Consider the following 25,268-nt stretch of genomic DNA (forward strand, 5'->3'; position numbering starts at 1 on the left):
AAAAATGGACATGTTCGATTATTTTCGGCACTTTTTGGAAACTGAGGATGAGAAAATACTTTTTATTCTAGCGTTGATTTGCGCGGCAATGATTTTAGACTTCTTAACTGGAACAATTGCAGCAAAGGTGAATTCTAACATCGAGTTCAAATCAAAAGTGGGGATCAATGGAATTTTAAGAAAGATCGTTAGTGTTTTTCTGCTTATCTTCTTTATTCCGATGTCAGTGATTGTGCCAGGTGGCGCAGGAACGGCACTGCTTTACACGCTCTATGTTGGTTACTTACTGATGGAATTGAAATCTATTCTAGAAAATTATCAGAAGTTAGGTGGTACGACAGATTTATTTCAGCGGTTTTTGGATAGTTTCAAATCCGATAAATCAAACAAGGAGGACTAAATGAAAAAGAAAATTACGTTACTGAGCCTGATTGCGGCTCTTTTTTTGTTGCCAATTTTCCCGGCCAATGTGGATGCAGCGAAAGGTGATCAAGGCGTTGACTGGGCAATCTATCAGGGGGCGCAAGGACAATTTGGTTATGCGCATGATAAGTTCGCAATCGCTCAAATCGGTGGTTATAACGAAGGTGGTTTATACAACCAATGGACCTATGAAAGCCAAGTGAATTCAGCTTTAGCTCAGGGGAAACGTGCACACACATACATTTGGTATGATACATGGGGAAGTATGAGTATTGCGAAAACTACTATGGATTACTTTCTACCGAAAGTAAAAACGCCTCGTGGTTCAATCGTGGCATTAGACTTTGAGCACGGAGCCAGTGGGAATAAGCAAGCGAATACAGATACAATTTTATATGGTATGCGAAGGATACGTGATGCTGGATATACGCCAATGTACTATAGTTACAAACCATTCACGTTGGCAAATGTATACTATCAGCAAATCTTAGCTGAGTTTCCTGACAGTTTGTGGATGGCCGCTTATCCGAATTACAATGTTACACCTTATCCAAACTATAACGTATTTCCTTCGATGGAAGGAGTGGCTATCTATCAATTCACTTCCACATATGTTGGCGGCGGATTGGATGGTAATGTCGATTTAACTGGAATTACCGATAACGGATACACAACACTGCCTGCTCCAAATCCATCTGAAGCAACAGATATCTACCGTGCTGGACAGAATTATTCTGTGATGGAAGTCGGAAACGGTAAAGGTCACGTTGATGGATTCGGCGCAATGGCTGGGAAGATTAAGGCAGAAGGATGGAGTACTCGTACTCACAAACATCAATATGCTTTTATTCTCGACCGTACAACGGGTAAAGAATTGAAACGTATCAAGTTGAAAGACTTGCCACGAGCGGATGCTGCAAAGGTATATAACCGCAATGATACTGCAGGCTTCCAGATTGAGTTCAATCAAAAGGATGTTTCAGGTCATTCAATCATTATTATGATTCGCAGCACAAACGATACCGACGGAGACACAGACGGAGGATTCAATGATTTAACTGAAACTCGTTGGTATCTGGATGTATAATCTACAATGTATAAAATAATGTTTGCATCTTATTTTATCTATGAGTTATACTAACTACCGCTGGTGGCTGATACCAGTTTTAGAGACTTGCTGATCGACCACTCCCGTGGTTTGGTCAGCTTTTATATTTTGGAAGCAAAATGATTGCTCTACGACCAACATACGAATACTATCTAAATAGGGATTCCTGATACAGCACCATTGAGAGAGAAATAGGATATGCTGTGGGGAAGATCAGGAATCCCTGATTTATATTCTAACGCTTTGTATACGTTTGCACAAATGATTATTTGTACCCTTAGCTCAGTTGGGGAGATCAGACGACTCATATCGTCAGAAGTAGGTTCGAGTCCTACAGGGTACATAAAAAACCTCTCAATTTCTTGAGAGGTCTATTTTTAAATATGATTATTTGAAATCATATCTAAAATAACTAAATCTTCTTTCGCTTCACTCATATAGGTTTTATAAAGAGGGCTGTCAATTTTTAGTCCTTTTCCAGTATATATCGGTATTTCTCGGTCTACAATCTTTCCTCTCTTTCCTCGGATAGAAATAGATATCTTGATTGATTTAACAACTGAATTAGTTTCTTTTTTGCCTGAAAGGCCACCGAGCACCATTCCGGCACCACCCAAAAGTACGTTACCAGCTACCGCTCTCCCGATAGATACACCGCCTTTTGTTATAGATGCTTCATCTTGAATAAGTTCATACGATAGCAGTTCTTCGGAATCAAATTTTCCGTTCATTTGTTTTATAAGTTCGAATACACCTTTAATTTCGTTGTACTCAATGTGTTTAGAACGCAAAGGCGTGTAATTTTTTTCGTTTTTCTTCTCTTTTTTTATCTCTTTTTTTTCTTGAACTTTTTGAATACGGGCTTCGTCTGTTCGCCAATCATTGAAGGATTCTATTCCTTTTTCACCAGCTTTTTTTGATAAGTCAAGAGCTTGTTTCCCAATTTTTCCCCAATCTACCATTAAATTGTCCTCCAAATAGTTATTATTAATTGAATTTTATCATAAGTAAGGGAATCTTAGATAGCATAAGTGATGATGTAGTAGTTATCTATGTAAAAGCATTCAAATTCTAGCATGACTTTTACTAAATAGAGAAGTAAAAAAGGGGCAAAAAAGGGGCAAAAAATCCTAACTAGTCCGTTCTAGCTCGAAAATTTATCATGAATAAAGTGTTATTAACAGTTGATTTAGAGCGTTTTTTGCCCGGGTTGAACAAGTGGTAAAACAGCCATAATAAAAGACGCTGTAAAATAATAGTAGAATGAACCCGTTACATGGTTTGCCATGTAACGGGTTTTTTGTGTATGAATGGTTCGAAAATCAGAGCGAGATGGGTTAGAATAAGACCGTTTTTTGCGAGTAAGAATCTTTTACTAAAATTAATGATGATTGAAGAAAAACATAAAAATATCTAAAAAAAAGTTTGTGAATTAAAATTTTCTTGTGTCTTTTGACGAAAAAGAGTATATCTTTAAGCAGTGATTTTTTTGGAGGAGACACATGTTTAATTTTCTACCACATTCCGTTTTACAAATGAGTGCGATTTTTCTATCGATCGTTATCGAGGCGATTCCATTTGTGTTATTAGGCTGTATTATTTCTGGAGCGCTGCAGGTTTTTCTAACGCCTGAACGCGTGCGGAAGATCTTGCCCAACAATAAATTTTTAGCCATACTCGTTGGTTCTTTTCTCGGCTTCTTCTTTCCTTCCTGCGAATGCGGGATCGTGCCGATTGTCACACAATTCATACGTAAAGGAGTGCCGGAGCACACGGCTTTTGCCTTTATGGTAACTGCACCAATCATCAATCCGATCGTATTGTTCTCGACCTACATCGCCTTTGGCAACAGCGTGAAGTTTGCTTTGCTGCGAGGGATTGGCAGTTTGATTGTCGCTTTGATTATTGGCTCATGGATTGCTTATTTTAATCGTACACCGATCTTAAAAACGGTGCTTCATGATCATAGTCATTCGCACCATCACCATGATAAGGCGAAGCGAGAATCATTTGGCGGAAACGTCTGGTCTGTTTTAGTCCACGGCATCGATGAATTTTTTGATACGGGCCGCTATTTGATTATTGGAGCGCTGATTGCCAGCAGTATGCAGGTCTATTTACCGACACAATTCATGATGCAGCTGACTTCTTCGAAAATCGTTGGTATTCTAGTCATGCTGATTCTGGCTTTTACGATGTCTCTTTGCTCAGAGGCGGATGCCTTTGTTGGATCGTCCTTATTAAGTCTATTTGGAACCAATGCGATCGTGGCTTTTCTAGTCTTTGGACCAATGGTGGATATCAAGAACTTGATGATGATGAAACGCAGCTTTCACGGGAAATTTATTTTGCAGCTGATTGCTTTGATCAGTGTGATCGTTACAATCTACGCACTTGTACTATAGGAGGAGACCAATGATTCGTTTTTTGATTTTATCCGGCTATTTTGAATTAATGATGTATCTACAGGTTTCCGGCAAGCTGGATCAGTACATCAATGTCCATTATCGCTATCTCATTTATCTGACAATGTTTTTATCATTGTTGTTAGCCCTTGTACAGTTGAAAATCTGGGCAAGCGGAGAGAAACATCAGGACCACGACCATCATGAGGGACATGATCACGGCTTGAATAAGCCTTATCAAAGAGGGATCGCGTATCTTCTATTGATTTTACCCTTAGTCGTGGGGACGCTTTTTCCAACGATCAGTCTGGATACGACGATCGTTGAGGCTAAAGGCTTTAGTTTTCCTATCAGTAAGGAGTCTGTGGGAGACCCTGAAATGAACACCCAGTATTTGAAGCCTGACACGAGTATTTATTACAATAAAAGCGACTATAACGACCAAATGACGAAGCTGATGACAAAATATGAGGCTGATCAAAAATTAGCAATTACAGATGAGAATTACTTAGAAGTGATGGAATTGATTTACAACTACCCAAACTCCTTTGTCGGCAAGAAGATTTCCTTTAATGGGTTTGTTTATGAGGCGAATAAGAATCATCAGAAATATGATTTTCTTTTCCGATTCGGCATCATTCATTGTGTGGCAGATTCTGGGGTCTTTGGATTAATGACCAAACTGCCGGAAAATACGACAGTGAAAAATAATCAATGGCTGCATGTGGAAGGGACGATTACGCTAGATTTCTTTGAGCCATTTGACCGTCAAATCCCTGCAGTACAAGTTGACAGCGTACAAACAATCAGTGCACCGAAAAATCAATATGTGTATCGCGCATTTTAGCATGTAGGAGAGGTTATGACAGAAGTGGTCAGCTTTAAGAGATGAGAAGGAATCTCCGAAAATTGCTTTTGGTACATCGTTTATTCGGAAAGAGGAAGTGTGACAAGATTTTTGTCACACCCCTCTTTTTTTGCTCGATTCAAGTTAGTTACCGAAATAGTATAATTTTCTAGTATAATAAAAAGAAAAAGTAGAAGGAACTGTAAATGACAAATAAAATTTTTCTTGTAGAGGACGACACCACCATCGTCTCTGTGATTGAACAGCATCTGACGCAATGGGGTCTGGATTGTTATGTAGCGGACGATTTTCAGCAGGTATTTGCTGATTTTCAAAAAGTGCAGCCGGATTTGGTAATTTTAGATATCTCCTTGCCATATTTCAATGGCTTTTATTGGTGTCAAGAAATACGTAAGGTTTCTGAAGTGCCGATTATTTTTTTATCGTCTGCCAAGGATCAAATGAATCAGGTAATGGCGCTAAATATGGGTGCGGATGAATTTATTGAAAAGCCTTTTGAGCTGACCATTCTATTAGCGAAGATTCAAGCGCTGCTGCGCCGCAGTTATCAATATGGGCAGCAATTGACCTATACCTTTGACGTATATCAATTTGTGCCGGCAATCAATCAAATCCAATCCTCAACGGATCAGCTGCCGCTGACCCCTAATGAATCGCGGATTCTTAGTGTTTTGTTCGCGACTCGAGGAAAGATTGTCCCTCGCGAGCAAATTATCGAAACCCTGTGGCAGAGTGATGATTTTATTGATAACAATACGTTGGCCGTCAACCTCACACGATTACGGAAAAAACTAAAGGATTTTGGGATAGACAGTTTAATACAAACTGTTAAAAACAAGGGTTATTTAATAGAGGAAAAAGAATGAAACTACTGAAAAGCTTTTTGTATGAACGGCGTGTCATTTATGGCATGTATTTCTTTTTTTGGCTCCTTATTTATTTAACGTTCTACCTTTATGAATTCAATTTTGCACCGTTTTGGGACGGCTGGCTGTTTACGATGTTTCTCTTGGTTGTCTATTCTATTGGTTCCTTTTATCGTGCCTTCCGCAAACAGAAAAAACTGGAAATCTTAGCGACAAAGGATTTACAATTAAGCAATCTGATTTTTCTGCCTAAAGCGGATACGCTAAGCGAAAAGACCTATCAAGAGGTGCTGCGTCTTGTGCTTGAAAAGAAGAACCAGCAGCAAGAAGAGTTGCAACAAAATCAAAAGAACATGCTGGATGATTTCGGACTTTGGCTACATCAAATCAAAACACCGGTCGCTGCCTTAGACCTATTGATCCAGTCGGGTCAAATCGAGCCTCGAAGGATGAAGAATGAGGTATTCAAAATCAATGAATACCTGCAAATGATTCTAAACTATATGCGTCAAAACTTAGATCAAGCGGACTTGGTTTTTCAACAGCTGTCAATCGATAAAATCATAAAATCAGTCGTAAAAAAATATGCGACTTTTTTCTCTCAGAAAAATCTGAGTTTACAGCTGGGAAACCTTGAAGGGCAAGTTTACTCTGATCAGAAATGGTTGATTTTCATTTTGGAGCAGGTCATTTTTAACGCGATTAAATATACAGAAGACGGAACGATCAGCATTGCTTTTAGTGAAAATCAGTTGACCATTCAAGATACCGGTATGGGCATTCGGGCGGAGGATTTACCGCGAGTCTTTGAAAAGGGATATACTGGCATGAACGGTCGTGAGCAGCAAAGAGCCAGTGGCTTAGGTCTTTATCTCAGTCAAGAGGCCGCAGGAAAACTAGGCTGCCATCTATATATTGAGTCACAGGTAAAAAAAGGAACCAAAGTAACGATTGTTTTTCCAGAAGAAATTTCAGCTTTTGAATAAATCCAAACTTTCATGATTGTAAGTTTGGATTTATTTTCGTAAGTAGTGTTTTTACAGGCAAGCTTCTATGATGAAGTAGAGGAGCTGATCAAAGATTATTTAGATCAGACGACGACTTCAAAACGAACGGGGAGGAATTCAAAGTGAATGAACTATTAAAAGTGGAAAATATTAAAAAGATTTATCAAACTCAGTTCAAGGGAATGCCTGTAGAAGCCTTGAGAAATATCGATTTAACGGTTGAAAAGGGAGATTACGTAGCGATTATGGGAGAATCAGGCTCCGGAAAAAGTACGCTGCTGAATCTGATTGCTACATTAGATAAGCCTTCATCTGGGACGATTTTATTGGATGGCATGGATTTGAACACCATTAAGGAAAAAAACGCGGCCGCCTTTCGAAGAGACCATTTAGGCTTTGTGTTCCAAGATTTCAATTTGTTAGACACCTTTTCTGTAAAGGATAATATTCTGTTACCGTTGGTGCTCTCACAGACACCCGTCAAGCAATTAATGGGTGAGCTTAAACCGGTGGTAAAGGCACTTGGCATTGAGAAGCTGTTAGAGAAGTATCCCTATGAGTTGTCTGGCGGACAAAAACAGCGGGTCGCTGTCGCAAGAGCGATCATCACCAATCCAGAGCTGCTATTAGCTGACGAGCCCACCGGAGCGTTGGATTCAAAAACGTCGGAGCAGCTGCTGCAGATTTTTCAACGATTGAATTATAACGGGCAAACGATTCTAATGGTGACCCATAGCTCGATTGCGGCCAGTCATGCGAGACGTGTGCTCTTTATAAAGGATGGACAGGTCTATCACCAATTATACCGGGGAAACAAGGACAATTATGAGTTTCTAGAAACGATTAACGAAACACTGACAGCCTTGCTATCGAAGGAGGCGTAACGGATGTTCTATGCGAAATTAGCTTTAACCAATTTGAAAAAGAACCATCGCGGTTATCTGCCTTTTCTTATCTCCATGCTGTTTTTAGTCGCTATTAACACGATGACACAGGTGATAGTGAACAATGAAGGGATGCGCGCCCTGCCTGGTGGAGGTTCGGCCAGTGCTATGTTTGGCTTGGGACATATCGTGATCATAATCTTTACGATAATCTTTTCTTTCTACACCAATAGTTTTTTGCTGAAACAGCGTAAAAAAGAACTGGGTTTATATAATATTTTAGGTTTAGGAAAACGCGAGCTGTATCAACTAATGATTTGGGAAAATCTTCTAAGCTTCCTGATTGTAATCGTTTCGGGATTATTGACGGGCATCGTTTTATCTAAATTTTCCTTTTTAGTCCTTCGTCGTTTAATCAGTGTAGGAAATGCTTTTGTCTTTCAGCTATCACCGAAAAGTCTTGGATTTGTCACGTTGCTCTTTGTGGGAATTTTCTTCTTGCTGCTGTTGATCAATTGCTGGCAAATCAGTCGAACCAATCCGATTTCGTTGTTACATGGTAGTAAAAAAGGAGAGCAGGAGCCAAAAGCTCGTTGGTTTCTCGCTATTCTAGGTTTGGCATGCTTAGGTGGCGGCTACGGAATTGCAGTAATGATTGAGTCGCCGCTGAGTGCGTTAAACCTGTTCTTTGTTGCGATCATCCTAGTAATCTTAGGAACCTATTTCCTGTTTACCGCAGGAAGTATCGCATTATTGAAGCTTCTAAAAAGAAACGAGCGATTTTATTATAAAACCAATCATTTTATCTCCGTTTCAAGTATGATGTATCGAATGAAGCAGAATGCAGCAGGATTAGCGAGTATTTGTATTCTGTCAACCATGGTATTGGTCACTGCCGCGACCACCGCGAGTCTATTTTTCGGTCAGAAGGATGTTGAAAAATCACGTTATCCTCGTGAGGTAATGGTTTCTACTGTTCGCAAGCCTGAGCTTGTTGAGCAGGCAATCGAAACGATCAGTGCTGAAAAACAAGCACCACTCACGAAACAAGTTTATCTAACGTCTACCAAAAGTATCATGTTTCAACCGAAAAACGGCAATTATCAGACAACCAGTGCAGAAGATTTTTACAATACCAAATCGCCATCGGTTACACTGATAAATTTTATGACTGCACAGGAATATGAGAAGCATACGAATGAGAAGCCAGATTTGAAGGACGATGAAATTTATTTCTATCCCGTTAGTGGCGATATCAAAGAAAATACTCTTAAGCTGGAGAATCAGGACTATAAAATCAAAAAACGGATTAACCATTTTCCCGGAATCAATCAGCAAGTGGAGCTGACCGACTCATTTGTTGTTGTACTGTCCAATCAAGCGGTACTTGAACGTTGTTTGGCAGATTGGTTTCCTAAGCAATCTGAGGCCGCGGCTGTCTACCCTGAATATAATTTTCTGTTTAATACGAAGCTAAAGGAAAAAGACAAGCAGAGTGATTTTGCTCAATCGCTTCGTGCACAATTAACCCAGCAATTAGGCGACGGACAATTCACTTTTGACGATAGATATACCTTTGTTGCTGAGAACAAGGTATTCACTGGCGGATTTTTCTTTTTAGGAATCGTTTTTGGCGCTACCTTTATTCTGGCCACTGCTCTGATTATCTACTATAAGCAGATTTCTGAAGGGATCGATGATCGAGAGCGGTTTGAGATATTACAAAAGGTTGGGATGAGTCATCGGGAAGTTAAGAAGGTGATAAGCAGTCAAGTAATGATGGTCTTTTCCTTTCCATTAGTTGTCGCGGTTATTCATCTAGGATTTGCTTTTCCGTTGATTAAAAAATTACTCGTTTTATTTGGGCTGGTGAATTGGAAGCTGTTCTTACTTATTTGTGGGATCGTTACCGTGATTTTCGCCATTCTCTATTTTATCGTTTATCGTTTGACGGCGCGCAGCTATTATCAATTGGTAGAACGAAAGAGCTAAAAAGCATTGGTCTTCTGGTGGGCTACCCGTCAATAGGACAATGAAATAATGAATGATTTTTAGAACTACTCTTCGCTTCTTGAAGAGTAGTTTTTAACTTTTCTAAGAAACAACTACCGCGCTGCCGCTTGGTTGGTCATGCGTTTCAAACACAAAACAAAGGACGTTTTATGTTTGAAACGCACGAATGATTAGGCTGCTTCGTAATACAGATTGTGATACTCCATCGGTGTCAACACATGTAATTTTCGTTGATAGCGCCCATTGTTGTAATAGTCCATATAATTCGCAATCATCGTGACTAGTTCTGTACGACTCGTAAATTTCTTGCCGTAATATTTTTCTCGTTTGATCATTCCCCAAAACCCTTCCATCGGACCATTATCGATACATTTTCCAACACGAGACATGCTTTGCGTCATTTCAGCTTCAATGACTCTGTTATAAAAATTCTGATGCGTATATTGGAATCCACGATCGCTATGAAAGAGCGGGTGAGCATCAGGTTCTGTTTCGATTGCTTGATCGAAGGTATCAAAGGCAATATTCAGGTCATTGGTATCACTAATGACGTAAGAAACAATCCGACGATCATAGAGGTCTAAAATCGCGCTTAAATAAACCTTGTGGATTTCTGGTCCCTCATAATATTTGAATTCCGTTACATCCGTTAGCCATTTTTGATTCGGCGCTTCGGCAGTAAACTTACGATCTAAAATGTTTTCGGCGGTGTGGTAGGGATGATTCGCTCCTTTTGTAATACTGTTGGCAGAGTGTTTGATGGTCGACTGAATCCCTTCATGTCGGCAGATACGCAACACGCGTTTGTCATTGACATGAATATCGTGTTCTCGAAGCAAGTCATTATTAATCCCGCGATACCCTTTTTCAGGATGTTCATTATGAATGATCCGTATAACTTTCGCCAATTCCATGTTTTCTAGCGTCCGTTCACTATAGGGATGTTCGATCCATCGCAAATAAGCCGAACGAGTGACACTCATGATTTTACACATGGGTAAGATGGCATAGGCTTTTTCTTCGTGAAGTTCTTTGATTGCTTCGTAAGCAACTACTTTTCTGACTTGTCCTAGCGATCCCTTCTTTCTAATTCCTTTACTTTTTTTAACAGGTCGATCTCCATCTGTTGGTATTTTACTTGTTCTTCGAGTTGAGCGATTCTGATTTGCGCGTCTTCCTCTGGGGTGCGACTTTCTTGTTTGGCTTTTCGTTGTCCACGACGATCTTCTAAACCGGCCTTGCCTTTTTTTTCGTAACGCTTTACCCAATTGTAGAGATTGGCATATTTCACTTGGTATTTGACTGCGGTCCCGCTGTAATCATAGTCATTTGCGATACAATACAGGACCATTTCTACACGTTCTTCCAAACTGAATTTTTTTGTTTGTCTCACGTTGCTTCCACCACTTTCTGATTTGAAGTCTCCATGAGTATTATATCTCTTAATCCAGTCTCGAAGTTGAGTTGTACTTCTTAATTCGTATCTTTTAGCTACTCTCAATAGGCTGTCTGAGCCATTCAGATAATCAAGAACGGCTTCAAGTTTTAGTTCCTTTGAATATCCCTTATTCTTTCTTGTGGCAATCAACCCAGCAGGACCTTCGTTTTCATAAATTGCGCACCATCGTTTCAACGTAGTGGAACTAATTCCAGCTTCTTTAGCGGTTCGAGCTGATCCTCGTTCTCCATTCAAATACTGTTTAACAAACTGTACTCGTTTTTCCACAGTAAGTTTCATCTGTCTTTTTCCCATAATAAATACCCCTAACTAGGACTTAATTATTTCTTTGTCCTAGTTAGGGGTAGCATATCATTCGGACCAATGCTTTTCTTGTAATTATAATAAGTATGTTCGGTCAAAGGTGATGCTCAGTTTTGCTGGCTCACTTTGTGAGATGAATTGGCTGCTTATTTGATCTTGCAGCTGTGTATTTGTTCTCTTTTTTAGGTCTTCTGGTACTACTAAATCAAAATAAATGGTTTCGGGGGTCGTTGTTTTGTCTACCCGTAAATCGTGAAAGCGAAGATTTTGATGAATATCCTTTAAAATCCGTTTTAAGACAGGCGCAATACGCTTAAAATCAGGATCGTCAATCGGATAGGGATCTAAGTGACAAACCAGATCCACCCCTAAATTTTGTTTTACATCATATTCGATGGCATCGATCACTTCATGGGCGTGGGGCAAGGTCCAGTCTTGATTTACCTCGATATGAACGGAAGCAAAGACGCTATTTGGTCCATAGCTGTGTATCAGTAGATCGTGATACCCGATGATGTCGGGATAATTATCCAAATGTTGACGAATGGCTGCGACTTCCTCATCACGCGGGCGAACACCCATCAAATCATTGATAAACCCCATGATCATCTTAATCCCTGAATAAATAATGTACAAAGCAATTAGAAAACCAATGTATCCATCAATTCGCCAGCCGCTGAACCATTCGATAATGGCAGAAATCAAAACAGCGATGGTCGTATACACATCATTGATACTATCTTGAGCAGTAGCTTTTAGGGTATCAGAACTTATTTCGCGACTTAATCTGCGATACATAAAAGACTGCCAAAATTTCATGAGGATCGATAAAACCAAAACGATGTATACGATCGGAGAAAGCAACACGCTGCTTGGATGTAGAATTTTAATAAAGGAACTGTCTAAGAAGCGAAATCCGACGTAGGTCACTAAAATGGAGATAACGAACCCGCTAATATATTCGAAACGCTCATGGCCGTAGGGATGATCCTCATCAGCAGGCTTGCCGGCAATTTTAAAGCCTGCAAGGGTGATAAAGGAAGAGGCAGTATCAGACAAATTGTTCATGGCATCCGCCATAATTGAAACACTGCCCGAAAGTGAGCCAATAAAAAATTTGGCTAGGAAAAGAGCAAGGTTTGAGATCAAACCTAAGATTCCTGCCAAAATACCTACACTGGTGCGTTTATTTCCTTTAGAGCGATCTGTAATTTTATTTATTAAAAAAGTCAGCATAACAATCATCCTTATCAATCAATTAATAATAGTATAACTGAAAATCCGGACAATAAGAAGCCAAATCCACTAACAGCAAATAAGGGTAAACTTTAAATAATTGAGGTTTACCACAAAGTTCAAGTTCTTTTTTGAAGAATTTTAATAGAAAATTTGCAGATATCTCAGCTATTTAAAATGAAAGCACTTTATAATAATAGATGTAAAGGGATTCAATAATGGAGGAATGATTATGGAAAATCAAGTAGATATAACACTATGGAAGATTCAAACGAGTAATGTCGTCACCGCCTTGGAAGATTTTATCGAAGACTGGAAAGTATCTCATAATAGCGATCTAGATGAGTACCTCCGTAGTTATCCGGGATATTTCAAAAGTGATGAGCCGACACGTGAAGCGATTCGTCTTGTGTTAGGCTACGCAAAAGAGTTGATGGATGGCGAACGTGATAGCGTTGGTTTTTATGAAAATAAAATCTGGCGTACTGAAAACGGTGAGAGTGTTCGTATGACTCACTTCCATGAACGTTCAATCTCGAAATTGATGCAAAAAATTGTAAAAGAAAAGGTTTAAAAGTCAGGTGAACCTAAACACTTCATTGTTTTGTTTAGGTTCACCTGACTTTTTTATAAGACATCCTACGTAAAAAATCTTGAAGGAGCAGATTCTTACTGCTCCTTCAAGATTTTTTTATTTTTTTACGTATGTTTTATTTATAAAAATATTTATTCTGGTGAATTTAATCATTTCATTTATCTAATATTATATTAAATAAATTGATTCTTAGGTTTAACCAGGAAGGAAATGTATCAAATGTTATTTTTTCTTCTAGTGTTCATTTTAATAATAATCGTTGATTTATCAGTACTTGGATTGACTGAAAAAGATGCAAAAGAGGTGAATTCGATTTTTCTATTTAATAATTTTGAAGATTTTATGAACAATGGTCGACTCTTTAGACATACTTTTAAATTAATGATATTATAGTAAGTAATTAAGGAAAATAATTATATATAGAAATATATTTAAATTAGAAATGAGGTATAGATGTGAAGTACAATAAGATTGTAAGTTTATTAGCGTTGGGAACGTTATTCGGCCCGACTCTTTTATCTTCACAACAAGCTTTTGCTGAAGAAAGTGGAACAGTTGCCAGCAACTCTGCTACGACTTCATCTACACAGCAATCAACTGAAACTACAAATCCGGGAAGTACAGAAGACACTGGGAATTCTGAAACGCCAATTCCTGAGCCAGAACCAGCGACACCACATAATTTATTGGCAAATGGTGCACCTATCGCTAATAATAGCTTTAGTGATGCAAATGGCGCTCAAATTTCCTTCCAATATACATCAGATAATGGATTAGTGGAAAATACAGCTGTTCATTATACAGTGACAGTGCCTGAGAATGTAAAAATAAAAGAAGTTAAGGTTATCAATGCAACAACACAAGCATTGATCCACTCAAGTGCAGAAGTAAACGGTGTGTTTACGATGCCAGATGCCGATGTATCGATTCAACTGGAGACTGTAAAAGAAGAAAAACCAGCACCAACGCCAACACCGAAACCAGAGGAAAAACCTAGCGGGAACACAAGCGGTAACAGCAATAATCAAAATAATAGTAATAAAGATAAACCCGCAACGAATTCAAACAATCAAACAACGCAAAATCCAACGGTGAATACACCTTCAGCGAATCAGGAGCAGCCGGCAGCGGCTCGTCAGCCTGGATCAGAGGATGCGGCAGCAGCAGATGTTCGTGTACCATCCAATCAAACGGCACCAACATTTAGTAATGAAGTACAAACAGCGATTGTTCAGGAAGCCTATCGTCATCTTGGCAAACCGTATGTTTGGGGAGCGAAAGGGCCAAATGCCTTTGACTGTTCTGGTTTAGCTTATGTTGTTTACGCCAATGCGACCGGCCATAATATTGGCGGCTGGACAGGTGATCAGCAATATGCCGGCACACAAATTCCAGTTAGTGAAGCACAGCCTGGGGATTTATTGTTCTGGGGAGCACCTACTAGTGTAACGACACACGTAGCGATCTACATCGGCAACGGCCAATACATTCATGCTCCGCAACCTGGCGATGTTGTGAAGATTGGCAGCATTAGCACCTTCACACCGACATTTGCGGTTCGAGTAAATATCTCAGGTTTGCCAAAAGCAACAGGTTCCTTATCAAATGCCTTCGGTGAATACAGTACGAATCAGCCGTTTATTTTTAACAAAAACCAAACGACCGATCAATTCATTAAGAAAATCGGAGAAATTTCTCGTGAAATCGGACAGAAGAACGGCATTTATTCTTCAGTAATGATCGCACAAGCGATTTTAGAAAGCGGCTCTGGAAATAGTTCATTAGCCAGTGAACCAAACTATAACTTATTTGGGATCAAGGGCAAGTATAAGGATCAAGGTGTGACTTTCCAAACGCTTGAGCAGGACAATGTGGGCGCAAGCTTCCAAATTACTTCTGAGTTTAGAAAGTATCCTTCTTATAAAGAGTCTTTAGAAGATTATGCGAAATTGATCAAAAAAGGCATTTCAGGGAATGAAGATTTCTACAAAGCAACTTGGAAGGATCAAACAGAGTCCTATAAGGATGCAACAGAGCATCTTCAAGGACGCTATGCGACAGATAAACAATACGCTGAAAAATTGAATGCGATTATCAAAGCCTATGATTTAACCGAGTTTGATCATGCGAAGGAAACGAAAGAAAAAACTACGGGACCTAAGATCGAAGCAACAAAAACAACCGTGGATGTCAATGACGAAATTCAATCAAAATTGATTGCTAGCATTGTCAATAGTCCTCGTATTCCGCAAGTGATGTCAACGAAGCATTTTGTCAATCTTTTCCGCAGTGAAAGTTTGATTGCTTTAGCAGCAACGGCATTACCAGCTAAAAAGACGTTAAACGAAGCATTACCAACAACCGCTTCAATCTATGTTTCTTTAAGTAATGGATTGCTAGCGATCATTCCGCCAATGAAGTAGAATTTAAACACCAAAAGCTGTTAAGTGAAAACTTGACAGCTTTTTTTCTTTAAAAATAGTAGAATTTGTGTGAAAATGAAATCGTATTCTTTTGTTCAGCACTAATAAATCTATAAAAAGGAAAAGAATTATTTCACAAGCAGACAAATTTTGTGAATTTGTACTAGAAATTTAAAATCCTGCAAAATGAGTAGCTACACTGCTTATTTTGTTTTTTTATGACGGGAGAGATGACAATGAAGAAAAAGCAAGACAGCTTAATAACGAAACAGCGTTTGTTGGAAACCGCTTTTCAAAACTTCTATGAGGTTGGTTTTGAGAACACTTCTTTGGACAAAATATCAAGGGATGCCAATGTTAGTCGCGGGGCGGCGTATTGGCATTTTAAAAATAAATCGGAAATCTTTGGCGAAGTCGTTCGTATGACGATCGAAAAAATTAAAGCTGAAAAACGAAAAATTATGCAAGATGAACATTTATCCTTTAAGGAGAAGGTCATACAGATACTCGTTGTACCGTCACAAAATCAAGAAGGCTTCAAATTTATGCAGCAATCATTAAAAACGTTAGAGGTGTATCCAGAGTTTGCGGAGCTCTTAGAAACGTTTCGGGAGACGCGTGGTCGACTGTATGAATTTTTCTTAGAGGGGTTGAAAAGGGAAGGACTAGAGGAGAAGGACGCGGCAGCTGTCTCCAGTATGCTTTATAATTATTTTGAAGGCATGTATGGCTCTGGTACCCCAGAGGAAGTGACAAAAAATTACACCACCGAGGCAATCAGTCGAAGTATTTCGATTATTTTTACAAACCATTAAAAAAAAGAAGAACTTGTTTGCAGCAACGTTTTGCGAACAAGTTCTTTTTTTCACGTAATTGACAGCGCTTTCATTAGTTAGGTATATTGAGGTTGCAAGCTACATACACCGATGTATGTAAAAATGAAAGGGGCTTGAGAAAATGACAATTGAACAAATGGTAGAACGGGCACGTGTCGCAATGGAGGAAATCAGTGGCTATGATCAGGCGCAAGTGGATAAGATGCTTTACACAATTTCAAAAGCAGTTTTTGAGCAGGCCGAGCCATTAGCGAAATTGGCGATTGAAGAAACTCGTTTGGGACGTTTGGATCACAAAATTGGAAAGAATCAAGGAATGGCAACCAACATTTTTGCGAGCTTAAAGGATAAGAAGTCTGTGGGTGTTCTTAGAGAAATTCCGGAAGAAGGGCTGATTGAAATCGCTCATCCAAGAGGGGTCATCGGCTCTGTTACGCCAACGACCAACCCAACCATCACACCACTAGGCAATGGTCTAATGGCATTGAAGGGAAGAAATGCCATGATCGTTTCACCGCACCCTCGATCGAAAAAAACAACGAAGGAAACGATCGAATTAATGCGAGAAGCTCTTGTCAGTGTCGGTGCACCACGAGATTTGTTACAGGTGATTGAAGAGCCTAGCATTGAATTGTCTCAGGAATTAATGAAAACGGTCGATTTGATCGTAGCTACCGGTGGACCAGGGCTAGTGAAATCCGCTTATTTCAGTGGTCATCCCGCCTATGGTGTCGGCCCAGGAAACGTACAGGCGATTTTAGACCGTGATTTTGATGTGGAGGATGCAGCAGAACTATCTGTAATTGGGCGTTCCTTCGACAATGGGATCGTATGTGCTTGTCAGCAAAGTCTGTTTTATCCAGCGGAAAAAGAAGTAGAGGTCCTTGAATACTTGAAAGATAAGCAGGCGGCGGTAATCACGAATAAGGCGGATTTAGCAAAATTACGGGAGACACTTTTCGTTGACGGAAAGGCCAATCCAGCGATGATTGGACAAGATCCAAAAGTGATCGCTGATGCAGCGGGCGTTGAGATTCCAGCAGATAGTCAAATTATCGCTGTAAGAGTTGAAGCAGTCGGTAAGGAAGAGCTATTTTGTAAGGAAAAAATGGCTCCGGTCTTAGCATTAAAGAGCTATGACAAATTTGAAGAAGCGGTCGCTTTTGCGCAGGAAAATCTTTTGTTAGAAGGCGCAGGACATTCGGCGGGCCTATTCAGTCATACGAAAGAACATCAAATTTATGCCGGAGAAGTGCTGCCGGTTAGTCGTCTAGTGGTGAACCAACCAACCATTGACGCCGGCGGCTCGCCAGCAAATGGATTAAGCCCAACGGTCTCATTAGGTTGCGGTTCTTGGGGAAACAACATTATTTCAGAAAACTTGAACTATACTCATTTAATCAATATTTCTCGCATTGCTTCACCTATTCCGCCAAAGCATGATGACAATCCTTGGGACTAGGTGGAAAGTATGAAAAAATTTGATGACCTATTAACAAATTTTTCTAGTGAACAAAAAATTCGTATCGGCGTGGTTTGTGCGAATGATGAGGTTTCTATTCAGTCTGTGTTTAACGCTAAGGTGAAAGAGCATTTGGAGCCGATTTTGATTGGGGATAAAGAGAAAATAAATGAACTACTGTTGAAATTTGGTTATTCTGCACAGGTTGTTTCAGGTAAAACGGAAGAAGAATGTGCGGCAATCGGCGTGGACATGGTTCAAAAAAGAGAAATCGACTTTTTGATGAAGGGTCACATTCAAACACGTACCTTCTTAAAAGCGGTAGTAGATCGTGAAAAGGGCATCGCCACTAGTGGTCTACTGAGCCATGTGGCGCTAAATGAAATTCCTGCCTATCATAAGCTTCTCCTGACGACAGACGGCGGAATGGTAACGGCCCCAAGTAAAGGGGACAAGAAAATTCTAATTCAGCATGCCATCGAAGTCATGAATAAAATCGGCGTCGAAAAACCGAAAATTGGATTGTTGGCAGCAGCCGAAAAGGTCAACCCGAAAATTGCCTCGAGTGTAGAAGCAGAGGAACTCATGCAGGAAATTCAAACAGAAAACCCAGAAAGCTGCTGGATCGATGGGCCAATCTCTTTAGATCTGTCCCTAAGTAAAAAAGTCGTGGAAATCAAGCATTATGACAGTCCCGTCGCGGGTGATGCGGACATCGTGGTAGGTCCAGATATCACGACAATGAATGTCTTAGGCAAAAGTCTCACCATTTTAGCGGGAGCGAAGATGGCCGGCTTGATCATGGGGGCAAGTGTCCCAATCGTAATGGTTTCTCGCGGTTCGACTGAAGAGGAAAAAGTATTTTCGATCGTAGTCGCTATGTATTGCAGCAAGAGGTGATCGTAGATGAAAATTTTAGCCATTAACCCCGGCTCCACCTCCACGAAGGTCTCCTATTATGTGGATGGAGAGATTATTAAAGAGCAGGGAATTTCTCATTCAACCGAAGAGTTGCGCCAGTTTCAAAATGTTGTGGATCAGTTGGAATTTCGTCGAGACATTCTATTAGCTTTTATGGAAAAGGAAGGAATTGATCCTAAAGAACTAGATGCTGTAGCTGGGCGGGGAGGAAGTTTGCCGCCAGTGACCTCTGGCGCTTATGAGGTCAATGATGAGATGATTCATTACTTAAAGGAGGTCACTCAAATTGAACATCCGTCTAATTTGGGGGCGATGTTAGCCAAGGAAATCAAAGAACAAGGCAGTGAAAAGACCATTGCTCTGATCTATGATCCTGTCTCGGTGGATGAATTTGAAGCAGTTGCTCGTATCTCAGGGTTGAAAGGAATCGAACGCAAAAGTATCGGACACGCGCTAAATATGCGAGCGGTGGCAATGAAGGTTGCACGTGAAGAAGGACTCGATTATAAGAAAGCGACACTTATCGTCGCACATTTAGGTGGAGGCAATACCATCAGTATTCATTATGACGGCAAAATGATTGATTTGATATCTGATGATGAGGGACCATTCTCAACTGAGCGAACAGGCGGGCTGCCATTAAAATACTTGATGCCGCTATGTTATGAGCACACCTTGAAGGAAATGCTGCGGCTGTATAAACGCGAAGGCGGCTTGAAGTCTTATGCTGGGACCAGTGACGCAAGAGAAATCGAAAAACGTGTTCTAGCAGGCGATAAAGAGTTGAAGGTTGTGTACGACGGCTATATTTATCAAATCGCAAAGGGCATCGGCAGCCTCGCGACTGTGACCAATGGTGCAGTAGATCGTATCGCCTTAACAGGCGGGGTGGCCTATTCTGAAATGGTCGTTTCTGAATTGAAAAAAAGAGTTGGGTTTATCGCACCGATCCTCGCCGTTCCGGGAGAACACGAGATGATTGCTTTATCAAAAGGAGCAGAACGAGTAGTCCTAGGGGAAGAAGAACTAAAACAATTTAATTCTCCTGCTTTATAAATCATTGGAAAATAAATTCTTTTAAATTAAGAAAGGGGAAACACAATGAAAATCAAAGCGGCATTAGTAAAGGAAAAAGGAGCACCTTATGAAATCACGGAGCTTGAGTTAGCGGAGGTTGGATCGAAGGATGTACTGGTAAAAATCGTTGCCTCTGGGTTATGTCGTTCAGATTACGGTGAAAGAAATGGGAATAGCATCAATTTTCCGAATGTTTTAGGTCATGAAGGTGCGGGGATCGTTGAAAAGGTGGGAAATGCGGTAACTTCTGTTGTACCGGGAGACCACGTGATTCTCTCCTATGCGTATTGCGGAGAGTGTAAACATTGCGTAGAAGGTCATCCATCTTCCTGCGAAAAATGGTTCACCGTAAACAATCTAGGAAAAAATCCACGGGGAGAATTCATTTTACACACAGAGGATGGCACCGAGGTCAATAATTTCTTCAACCAATCTTCTTTCTCAACTTATAGCCTGACAGAAGAATCAAATGTCGTAAGAGTGGATAAGGACGTAGATTTACGCTTGCTTGGTCCTTTAGGCTGCGGACTTGGAACTGGAAGTGGCGCAGTATTAAGTGTTCTTCAACCGAGAGTTGGCGAAGGAATCGCTGTCTTTGGTACTGGTGCTGTAGGCTTCTCGGCAGTCATGGCGGCGAAAATCGCTGGCTGCTATCCAATCGTTGCGATCGATATCAATGATCAACGTTTGGAAAAAGCGAAGGAACTAGGTGCGAGCCATATCTTCAACAGCAAAGAAGAGGACCCTGAGGCCTTCATCAAGGAATTGACCGATGGCAGAGGTCTGGATTATGTGATTGATTCAACGGGGGTTGGACCAGTGATGACTAAAGCGCTTCATTCTGTTAGTAATTCTGGTACCTTTGTTCCACTGGCAGTGACCCAGAAGAATTTTGAAGTGAATACCTTCTTTGACTTAGTTTTTGGAAATAAAAAAGTCCGTGGGGTATTAATTGGCGACACTATCGCTAAATACCATTTGCCAAATCTAATCGAATTTTATAAACGCGGAGAATTTCCATTTGACCAATTTGTAAAATACTATGATTTTGAAAACATCAATCAGGCAGAAGCGGACTCAATCAGCGGAGATGTCATTAAAGCAGTGGTCGTAATGGATAAGGATTATCAGCCGCCAAAATGATAGGAGGAAGCTAAATGAAGAAAGGGGACATTGTTTGGGGACTTCTGCTAGCAAGCCTATTGTTGCTTTTTGTAATTCCCACCACGAGAGATTCGATTTTAACAGCAAGTGGAGCCCATCCATATCTTGGCGGCTTCATCCAGTTTGCGATCTTAGCCACGATGGGGGATCTGTTTGGCAAGCGTATTGCTTCTGGCGACTATCAATTTTCTTTTCAAGTCTTTTTACGAGCCATCGTTTGGGGCATCATCGGCTGTATGGTGACACTGGTTTTTCCTGTATATATGGGGGGCGCTGGTCTTGCTCAAGCGGAAAAACTATTGCCGTTCGCTGGCATTTCTGTCGCTCAAGCCTTTTGCGGCAGCAGTATCATGAATTTGACCTTTGCTCCAGCGATGAATACCTTCCATCGAATCATGGAGCTATGGATTGAAACAGCTGCGGCAAAAGAACCCGTTAGTTTGAAAAAGCTGATCGGTAAAATTGATTGGGTCGCTTTTGTGACCTTCAACTGGTTGAAGGTCGGCATCTGTTTCTGGATTCCTGTTCATACGATTGTTTTTCTCTTACCTGAAAACATTCGGGTGGTAGTTGCCGCCTTTAGCTCGATTGCGTTGGGAATCATCCTTTCCTTCGCTTCGAAAAAGGGCAGTCGTTCAACGGAGGTAACGGGGAAAGAGGCCCTATAACGAATCATGTTTGAAAGAATATCAAAGCCAGCTAATTAGTTAGCTGGCTTTGTCTGGGTTGATATTCAGCTCCATTTCAGGAGCATTCACGATAGTGTCCTTGACTGGACAGGTTTTCTCAATAAAAGCAACCAGATCTTGGATTTCTTCTTCGGTATTATCAGCATCAATATAATAATTGGTGATGATTTTCGAAAAACCAACTTTTACATCTGGTTTGCCTTTCAGTCGATCTGAATCAATCTCACCTAGAATTTCCACTCGCATCGATTTCAATCGGATGTTTTTTGCTTGATAAAAGAACCGCACCACCATCATTTTACAAGCCCCTAGTGAGCAGAGCAGGGCTTCCAGCGGATTCATCGCTTCGTTGGTCCCACCGACATTTTCTGGTTCGTCAATCATAAATTCGAAGCCGCGAGCTGAGCACTTTAACTGAAGACCGCCTAATGATTCTACCTCTGCCTTTAGCACTTGTTTTGCCATTCAAATCCCTCCCAATCTTTTCTTCAATCATACGATTTTTCCTCATAAAATTAAATAACTTGTGCAATTTTTCTCAATATTTCATTTTTTTCAAAGTTTTCATTGAAAATGTTATGGAAATCTTGTATGATACCTGTACATTATGGCTCAAGCCAAGAAGGAAGGAACTTTATGAAATCGGATTTATTTATGGAAATTGAAGAAACACCTGCGACTGAAAACGAAAAGCATGTGAAAAAACAATCACCTTTGATGTCTCAGCTGGAGTATTCAATTAGTAAAAAAATTGATTTGTTTAATTCGAGTTTGCCTCGTTATGCAGTACGTTCGATGTTAGCTTGTTTATTTTTAGCGCTAGGAACGGCTATTGCTTTTTATATTGCCATTCGCATGCAAGAAGCGATTCCAGGTTTGGAAAAAATGGCGTATGCCTTCATGTTTAGCTGGTCATTGGTAATGATCTTGTTCATGAACGCAGAATTAGGAACATCCAATATGCTATACACTACGATTGGTGTATACAAGAAAAAAATGTCCGTATCATTTGCTCTGAAATTGTTGTTTACTTGTATCTTGTTTAATTTAATCGGTGGTGTTTTATGTGGCTTTCTATTGTCACTAACCGCACCGTTCGGTCATTTAGAGCCAGATAATTATATGTTCACTGGGATTGCGTCGAAGCTGACAAAATCTACTGGACAAATTTTAGTAGAAGGCATGTTCGCTAATATCGTGGTAAATACGGCTGTTTTGGTCAGCTTGCGCATGAAGGATGACGCGGCGAAGGTCATGGCGATCATCTTTATCATCTTTATCTTTGCCTTCTTGGGCTTCGAACACGTAATCGCTAATTTCCCAGCATTTTCTCTAGCGTATTTCGCCTCTCATGGGACTATTGCTGAGATGACTGCCGGAAATGTCGCGCACAATCTGTTCTTCACGTTGATCGGAAACTTCATCGGCGGGGGATTAGTTATGGGATTAGGCTACGCGTGGTTAAATAATACCGATTCAAAATATGTCGACTAAAAAGCGTTAGGGAGAAATCCCTAGCGTTTTTCTTTTGCCAGTCCAACTTTTCGCAGTTTAGTATAATTTGAGCACACAATCAGTTGTTAAGTAAAAATAAAGTAACAAGCGGTTTAGTTGGATGGTATGCGAACGAAAAATGCTCCCCTGAAATAGAGCTAGCAGCCAGTCCAACTTTTTGTAGGCGACTTTGTTTACTCCTATTAATAAATGTTCTGATTAACAAAATCTCGCCATTCTATTGAACTTGTTCTCTTGCGAATCGACCGAAAGAATCATATAGTTGGATGTAAGATAGACTCATTTTAAGGAGGTAGCTGTATGGATCTTTATTCAAGTATATTTACTAGAAAATCTACTCGTAATTTTGCCTCATCACCGTTGTCTGAAGAAAAATTAGATGAAATCAAAGCCTTTATTGAAACCGTTAAACCACTATTACCTGACGCGAAGATCACATATAAACTGGTTGGTCCAGAAGAAATTAAAGGAATGGGTGTGCCAAAAGCACCCCATTATTTCTTGATATACGGAGAAGAACAACCCTTAAGAAATACCTGTGCCGGTTATTTGTTTCAGCATGTTGATCTCTTTCTTTTCGCTCAAGGATTAGCGTCTCGCTGGGTTGGTATGATCAAACCAAAGTCTTCTGATCCGAATTTCATTATTGGGATGGCTTTTGGGGAGCCAGAGAAGACGGAAAAGAGAACACTAAAGGATTTTGATCGCAAATCGTTGAAGGAAATTTCTGAGGGAAAAGACGAGCGCCTCGAAGCGGCACGTTTGGCGCCTTCAGGTTTGAATGGTCAGCCGTGGTATTTTATCGCAAGAAATGGGGCAATTTTTGTTTATCGCCAGAAAAAAATCAATGGTCTGCCTGGCATGATGTATAAGCTGACAGATCTAGATGTTGGTATCGCCCTTTGTCACTTAGCAGTAGCGACTGAAAAAAGTGGAAAGCCCTTTGAATTTCTTATTAGTAAAGGAGCGCCAGCTGCACCAGATGGGGCACTCTTTGTTGGAACTGTGAAGTAAAAAAACTTGCCAATCCTTGTTGAGGTTGGCAAGTTTTTAAGTATCAAGCAATTTTTCTATATCCAACTGGAAAATATCCTTCATGACTAAGGTTGTTTTCTTTCGATAAGCAGAGGCTCCGCTTTCAAAAAGAGCATAGAGCTGATCATCCTCAACATAGATTTGTTCCAAATAGGGTGGCGTATCAATGATTTTAACGGCCTGACTAAGGTCGGAGAAGTCTGTTGTTTGCTGAATATCGAAAATAAAAATTTGTCCCGGCTGCTTGCCCCAGGATTGAGAAAGCAGTAAATACTTTTTATAAAAAGTTACGCCTTGAATCTTCTGAGGGATCGCTAGTGCTCCATAGGGTGACTCGACCAATGTTTTTTTCGTTGGATTTGCTAACGCGCCGTCTGCATCGATTGGATAGCAGACCACTTGACCAAAGGTTTTTAAGGAAAACAGCGCAACGACCAGATACCCATGATCATAGGTAATCGCTGAGGCCCGCGGCAGTTCCTTTATGGCGACTTTCTCTCGATAGGCAATGGGTGCATTAAGCTCGTTATAGTTATCGATGTCTTCTAAATGAATCGCGGCCACAGCTGCATGTTTTCCAGCAGTATTGCTGATCCAGATTTTTTTGTGAATCGGATCGTAGGCAAGGCCGCCAGCATGGGGCAAGTCCGGCAAAGGAATGGTCTTAAGGTGGATTTCCGTCTGTCGATCCAAGACATAGATGACTGAATGGTGTCGATGATCATAGCAATAAGCGGAAATCAGCAGATAGTTTTCCGTTAACGTCATCCCCTGCGGCGTCATTGAGGGGCAATCCACTGATTCGTGATTTTGATTTAGTGTTCGGGCTTTTTTTAAACCAGGAACACGATACGTTTTCTCGGCGGCGGCATCGAAAAATGCTGGAAAAGCTTGCCAAACGTTTTTCCGATTGTAAAAAGAGCCTGTTAAAAAATGGCGCAGCCAGTTTGTTAGCTTAGAAATAATTTTTTTCAATGAT

The 25,268-nt window shown here is 40.4% G+C and carries 24 protein-coding genes and 1 tRNA gene; 19 read left to right on the top strand and 6 right to left on the bottom strand.

Going from position 1 to position 25,268, the window contains the following annotated elements:
* Nucleotides 1-4: 4 nt before the first annotated feature.
* The 3 genes from IGI50_RS17670 (at nt 5) to IGI50_RS17680 (ending at nt 1,874) form a co-directional block, all read left to right on the top strand.
* A complete protein-coding gene (locus IGI50_RS17670) occupies nt 5-400 on the top strand; it encodes a phage holin family protein (RefSeq protein WP_438777945.1) in 396 nt (131 codons plus the stop codon).
* A complete protein-coding gene (locus IGI50_RS17675) occupies nt 401-1,510 on the top strand; it encodes a GH25 family lysozyme (protein ID WP_438777946.1) in 1,110 nt (369 codons plus the stop codon).
* 292 nt (nt 1,511-1,802) lie between these two features.
* Nucleotides 1,803-1,874: transfer RNA gene (locus tag IGI50_RS17680), tRNA-OTHER, on the top strand.
* 34 nt (nt 1,875-1,908) lie between these two features.
* Here IGI50_RS17680 and IGI50_RS17685 read toward each other — a convergent pair.
* On the bottom strand, nt 1,909-2,493 hold the full coding sequence (locus IGI50_RS17685; RefSeq protein WP_438777947.1) for a hypothetical protein: 585 nt from the start codon (nt 2,491-2,493) through the stop codon (nt 1,909-1,911).
* A gap of 540 nt (nt 2,494-3,033) precedes the next feature.
* On the opposite strand from IGI50_RS17685, the gene IGI50_RS17690 reads away from it, so the two are divergent.
* The 6 genes from IGI50_RS17690 (at nt 3,034) to IGI50_RS17715 (ending at nt 9,553) form a co-directional block, all read left to right on the top strand.
* Nucleotides 3,034-3,936: a permease gene (locus IGI50_RS17690; protein WP_438777948.1), complete on the top strand. Its 903-nt coding sequence runs from the start codon at nt 3,034-3,036 to the stop codon at nt 3,934-3,936.
* Between the two features lie 10 nt (nt 3,937-3,946).
* Complete coding sequence (locus IGI50_RS17695; protein ID WP_438777949.1) at nt 3,947-4,783, top strand: TIGR03943 family putative permease subunit; 837 nt, start codon at nt 3,947-3,949, stop codon at nt 4,781-4,783.
* Between the two features lie 206 nt (nt 4,784-4,989).
* The gene (locus tag IGI50_RS17700; protein ID WP_438777950.1) at nt 4,990-5,670 is read left to right on the top strand and encodes a response regulator transcription factor; all 681 of its coding nucleotides are present in this window, start codon (nt 4,990-4,992) and stop codon (nt 5,668-5,670) included.
* The gene (locus IGI50_RS17705) at nt 5,667-6,656 is read left to right on the top strand and encodes an ATP-binding protein (protein WP_438777951.1); all 990 of its coding nucleotides are present in this window, start codon (nt 5,667-5,669) and stop codon (nt 6,654-6,656) included. Before IGI50_RS17700 ends, IGI50_RS17705 begins: the two co-directional genes overlap by 4 nt.
* Nucleotides 6,657-6,799: 143 nt before the next feature.
* Nucleotides 6,800-7,561, top strand: a complete 762-nt coding sequence (locus tag IGI50_RS17710) for an ABC transporter ATP-binding protein (protein ID WP_438777952.1) — start codon at nt 6,800-6,802, stop codon at nt 7,559-7,561.
* Nucleotides 7,562-7,564: 3 nt separating this feature from the next.
* Nucleotides 7,565-9,553 (top strand): FtsX-like permease family protein, encoded by a 1,989-nt coding sequence (locus IGI50_RS17715; RefSeq protein WP_438777953.1) that lies wholly within the window; start codon nt 7,565-7,567, stop codon nt 9,551-9,553.
* Between the two features lie 191 nt (nt 9,554-9,744).
* Here IGI50_RS17715 and IGI50_RS17720 read toward each other — a convergent pair whose 3' ends face one another.
* From IGI50_RS17720 to IGI50_RS17730, 3 genes are all read right to left on the bottom strand, one after another.
* Complete coding sequence (locus tag IGI50_RS17720; RefSeq protein ID WP_438777599.1) at nt 9,745-10,707, bottom strand: IS3 family transposase; 963 nt, start codon at nt 10,705-10,707, stop codon at nt 9,745-9,747.
* Nucleotides 10,644-11,327 (bottom strand): helix-turn-helix domain-containing protein, encoded by a 684-nt coding sequence (locus IGI50_RS17725; protein ID WP_010745472.1) that lies wholly within the window; start codon nt 11,325-11,327, stop codon nt 10,644-10,646. Before IGI50_RS17725 ends, IGI50_RS17720 begins: the two co-directional genes overlap by 64 nt.
* A gap of 84 nt (nt 11,328-11,411) precedes the next feature.
* Nucleotides 11,412-12,572 (bottom strand): cation diffusion facilitator family transporter, encoded by a 1,161-nt coding sequence (locus IGI50_RS17730; protein WP_218257598.1) that lies wholly within the window; start codon nt 12,570-12,572, stop codon nt 11,412-11,414.
* Between the two features lie 232 nt (nt 12,573-12,804).
* Here IGI50_RS17730 and IGI50_RS17735 point away from each other — a divergent pair, with 232 nt between their 5' ends.
* From IGI50_RS17735 to IGI50_RS17770, 8 genes are all read left to right on the top strand, one after another.
* The gene (locus IGI50_RS17735; RefSeq protein ID WP_010743559.1) at nt 12,805-13,146 is read left to right on the top strand and encodes a hypothetical protein; all 342 of its coding nucleotides are present in this window, start codon (nt 12,805-12,807) and stop codon (nt 13,144-13,146) included.
* 476 nt (nt 13,147-13,622) lie between these two features.
* Nucleotides 13,623-15,590: a glucosaminidase domain-containing protein gene (locus IGI50_RS17740; protein WP_438777954.1), complete on the top strand. Its 1,968-nt coding sequence runs from the start codon at nt 13,623-13,625 to the stop codon at nt 15,588-15,590.
* A 236-nt stretch (nt 15,591-15,826) separates the two neighbouring features.
* Nucleotides 15,827-16,405 carry a TetR/AcrR family transcriptional regulator gene (locus IGI50_RS17745; RefSeq protein ID WP_218257600.1) on the top strand — a complete coding sequence of 193 codons (579 nt, stop codon included), beginning with the start codon at nt 15,827-15,829 and terminating at the stop codon, nt 16,403-16,405.
* 142 nt (nt 16,406-16,547) lie between these two features.
* Complete coding sequence (locus tag IGI50_RS17750) at nt 16,548-17,888, top strand: aldehyde dehydrogenase family protein (protein WP_438777955.1); 1,341 nt, start codon at nt 16,548-16,550, stop codon at nt 17,886-17,888.
* A gap of 9 nt (nt 17,889-17,897) precedes the next feature.
* Entirely contained in the window at nt 17,898-18,788 is an 891-nt protein-coding gene (locus IGI50_RS17755) for a phosphate acyltransferase (RefSeq protein WP_438777956.1), read from the top strand.
* Nucleotides 18,789-18,794: 6 nt separating this feature from the next.
* The gene (gene buk, locus IGI50_RS17760) at nt 18,795-19,865 is read left to right on the top strand and encodes a butyrate kinase (RefSeq protein ID WP_438777957.1); all 1,071 of its coding nucleotides are present in this window, start codon (nt 18,795-18,797) and stop codon (nt 19,863-19,865) included.
* Nucleotides 19,866-19,910: 45 nt separating this feature from the next.
* Entirely contained in the window at nt 19,911-21,029 is a 1,119-nt protein-coding gene (locus IGI50_RS17765; protein ID WP_438777958.1) for an NAD(P)-dependent alcohol dehydrogenase, read from the top strand.
* 14 nt (nt 21,030-21,043) lie between these two features.
* Nucleotides 21,044-21,718 carry a hypothetical protein gene (locus tag IGI50_RS17770; protein WP_438777959.1) on the top strand — a complete coding sequence of 225 codons (675 nt, stop codon included), beginning with the start codon at nt 21,044-21,046 and terminating at the stop codon, nt 21,716-21,718.
* Nucleotides 21,719-21,757: 39 nt separating this feature from the next.
* Here IGI50_RS17770 and IGI50_RS17775 read toward each other — a convergent pair whose 3' ends face one another.
* On the bottom strand, nt 21,758-22,204 hold the full coding sequence (locus IGI50_RS17775; RefSeq protein ID WP_438777960.1) for an OsmC family protein: 447 nt from the start codon (nt 22,202-22,204) through the stop codon (nt 21,758-21,760).
* Nucleotides 22,205-22,435: 231 nt separating this feature from the next.
* Here IGI50_RS17775 and IGI50_RS17780 point away from each other — a divergent pair, with 231 nt between their 5' ends.
* Nucleotides 22,436-23,233 carry a formate/nitrite transporter family protein gene (locus tag IGI50_RS17780; protein ID WP_218257673.1) on the top strand — a complete coding sequence of 266 codons (798 nt, stop codon included), beginning with the start codon at nt 22,436-22,438 and terminating at the stop codon, nt 23,231-23,233.
* A gap of 321 nt (nt 23,234-23,554) precedes the next feature.
* A complete protein-coding gene (locus tag IGI50_RS17785) occupies nt 23,555-24,268 on the top strand; it encodes a nitroreductase family protein (RefSeq protein ID WP_010743548.1) in 714 nt (237 codons plus the stop codon).
* A gap of 36 nt (nt 24,269-24,304) precedes the next feature.
* Here IGI50_RS17785 and IGI50_RS17790 read toward each other — a convergent pair whose 3' ends face one another.
* Nucleotides 24,305-25,264 carry a YncE family protein gene (locus IGI50_RS17790; RefSeq protein WP_438777961.1) on the bottom strand — a complete coding sequence of 320 codons (960 nt, stop codon included), beginning with the start codon at nt 25,262-25,264 and terminating at the stop codon, nt 24,305-24,307.
* Between the last annotated feature and the right edge of the window lie 4 nt (nt 25,265-25,268).

It is taken from the genome of Enterococcus sp. DIV0170 (assembly GCF_051710765.1).
GTDB classification, from domain to species: domain Bacteria; phylum Bacillota; class Bacilli; order Lactobacillales; family Enterococcaceae; genus Enterococcus_A; species Enterococcus_A raffinosus.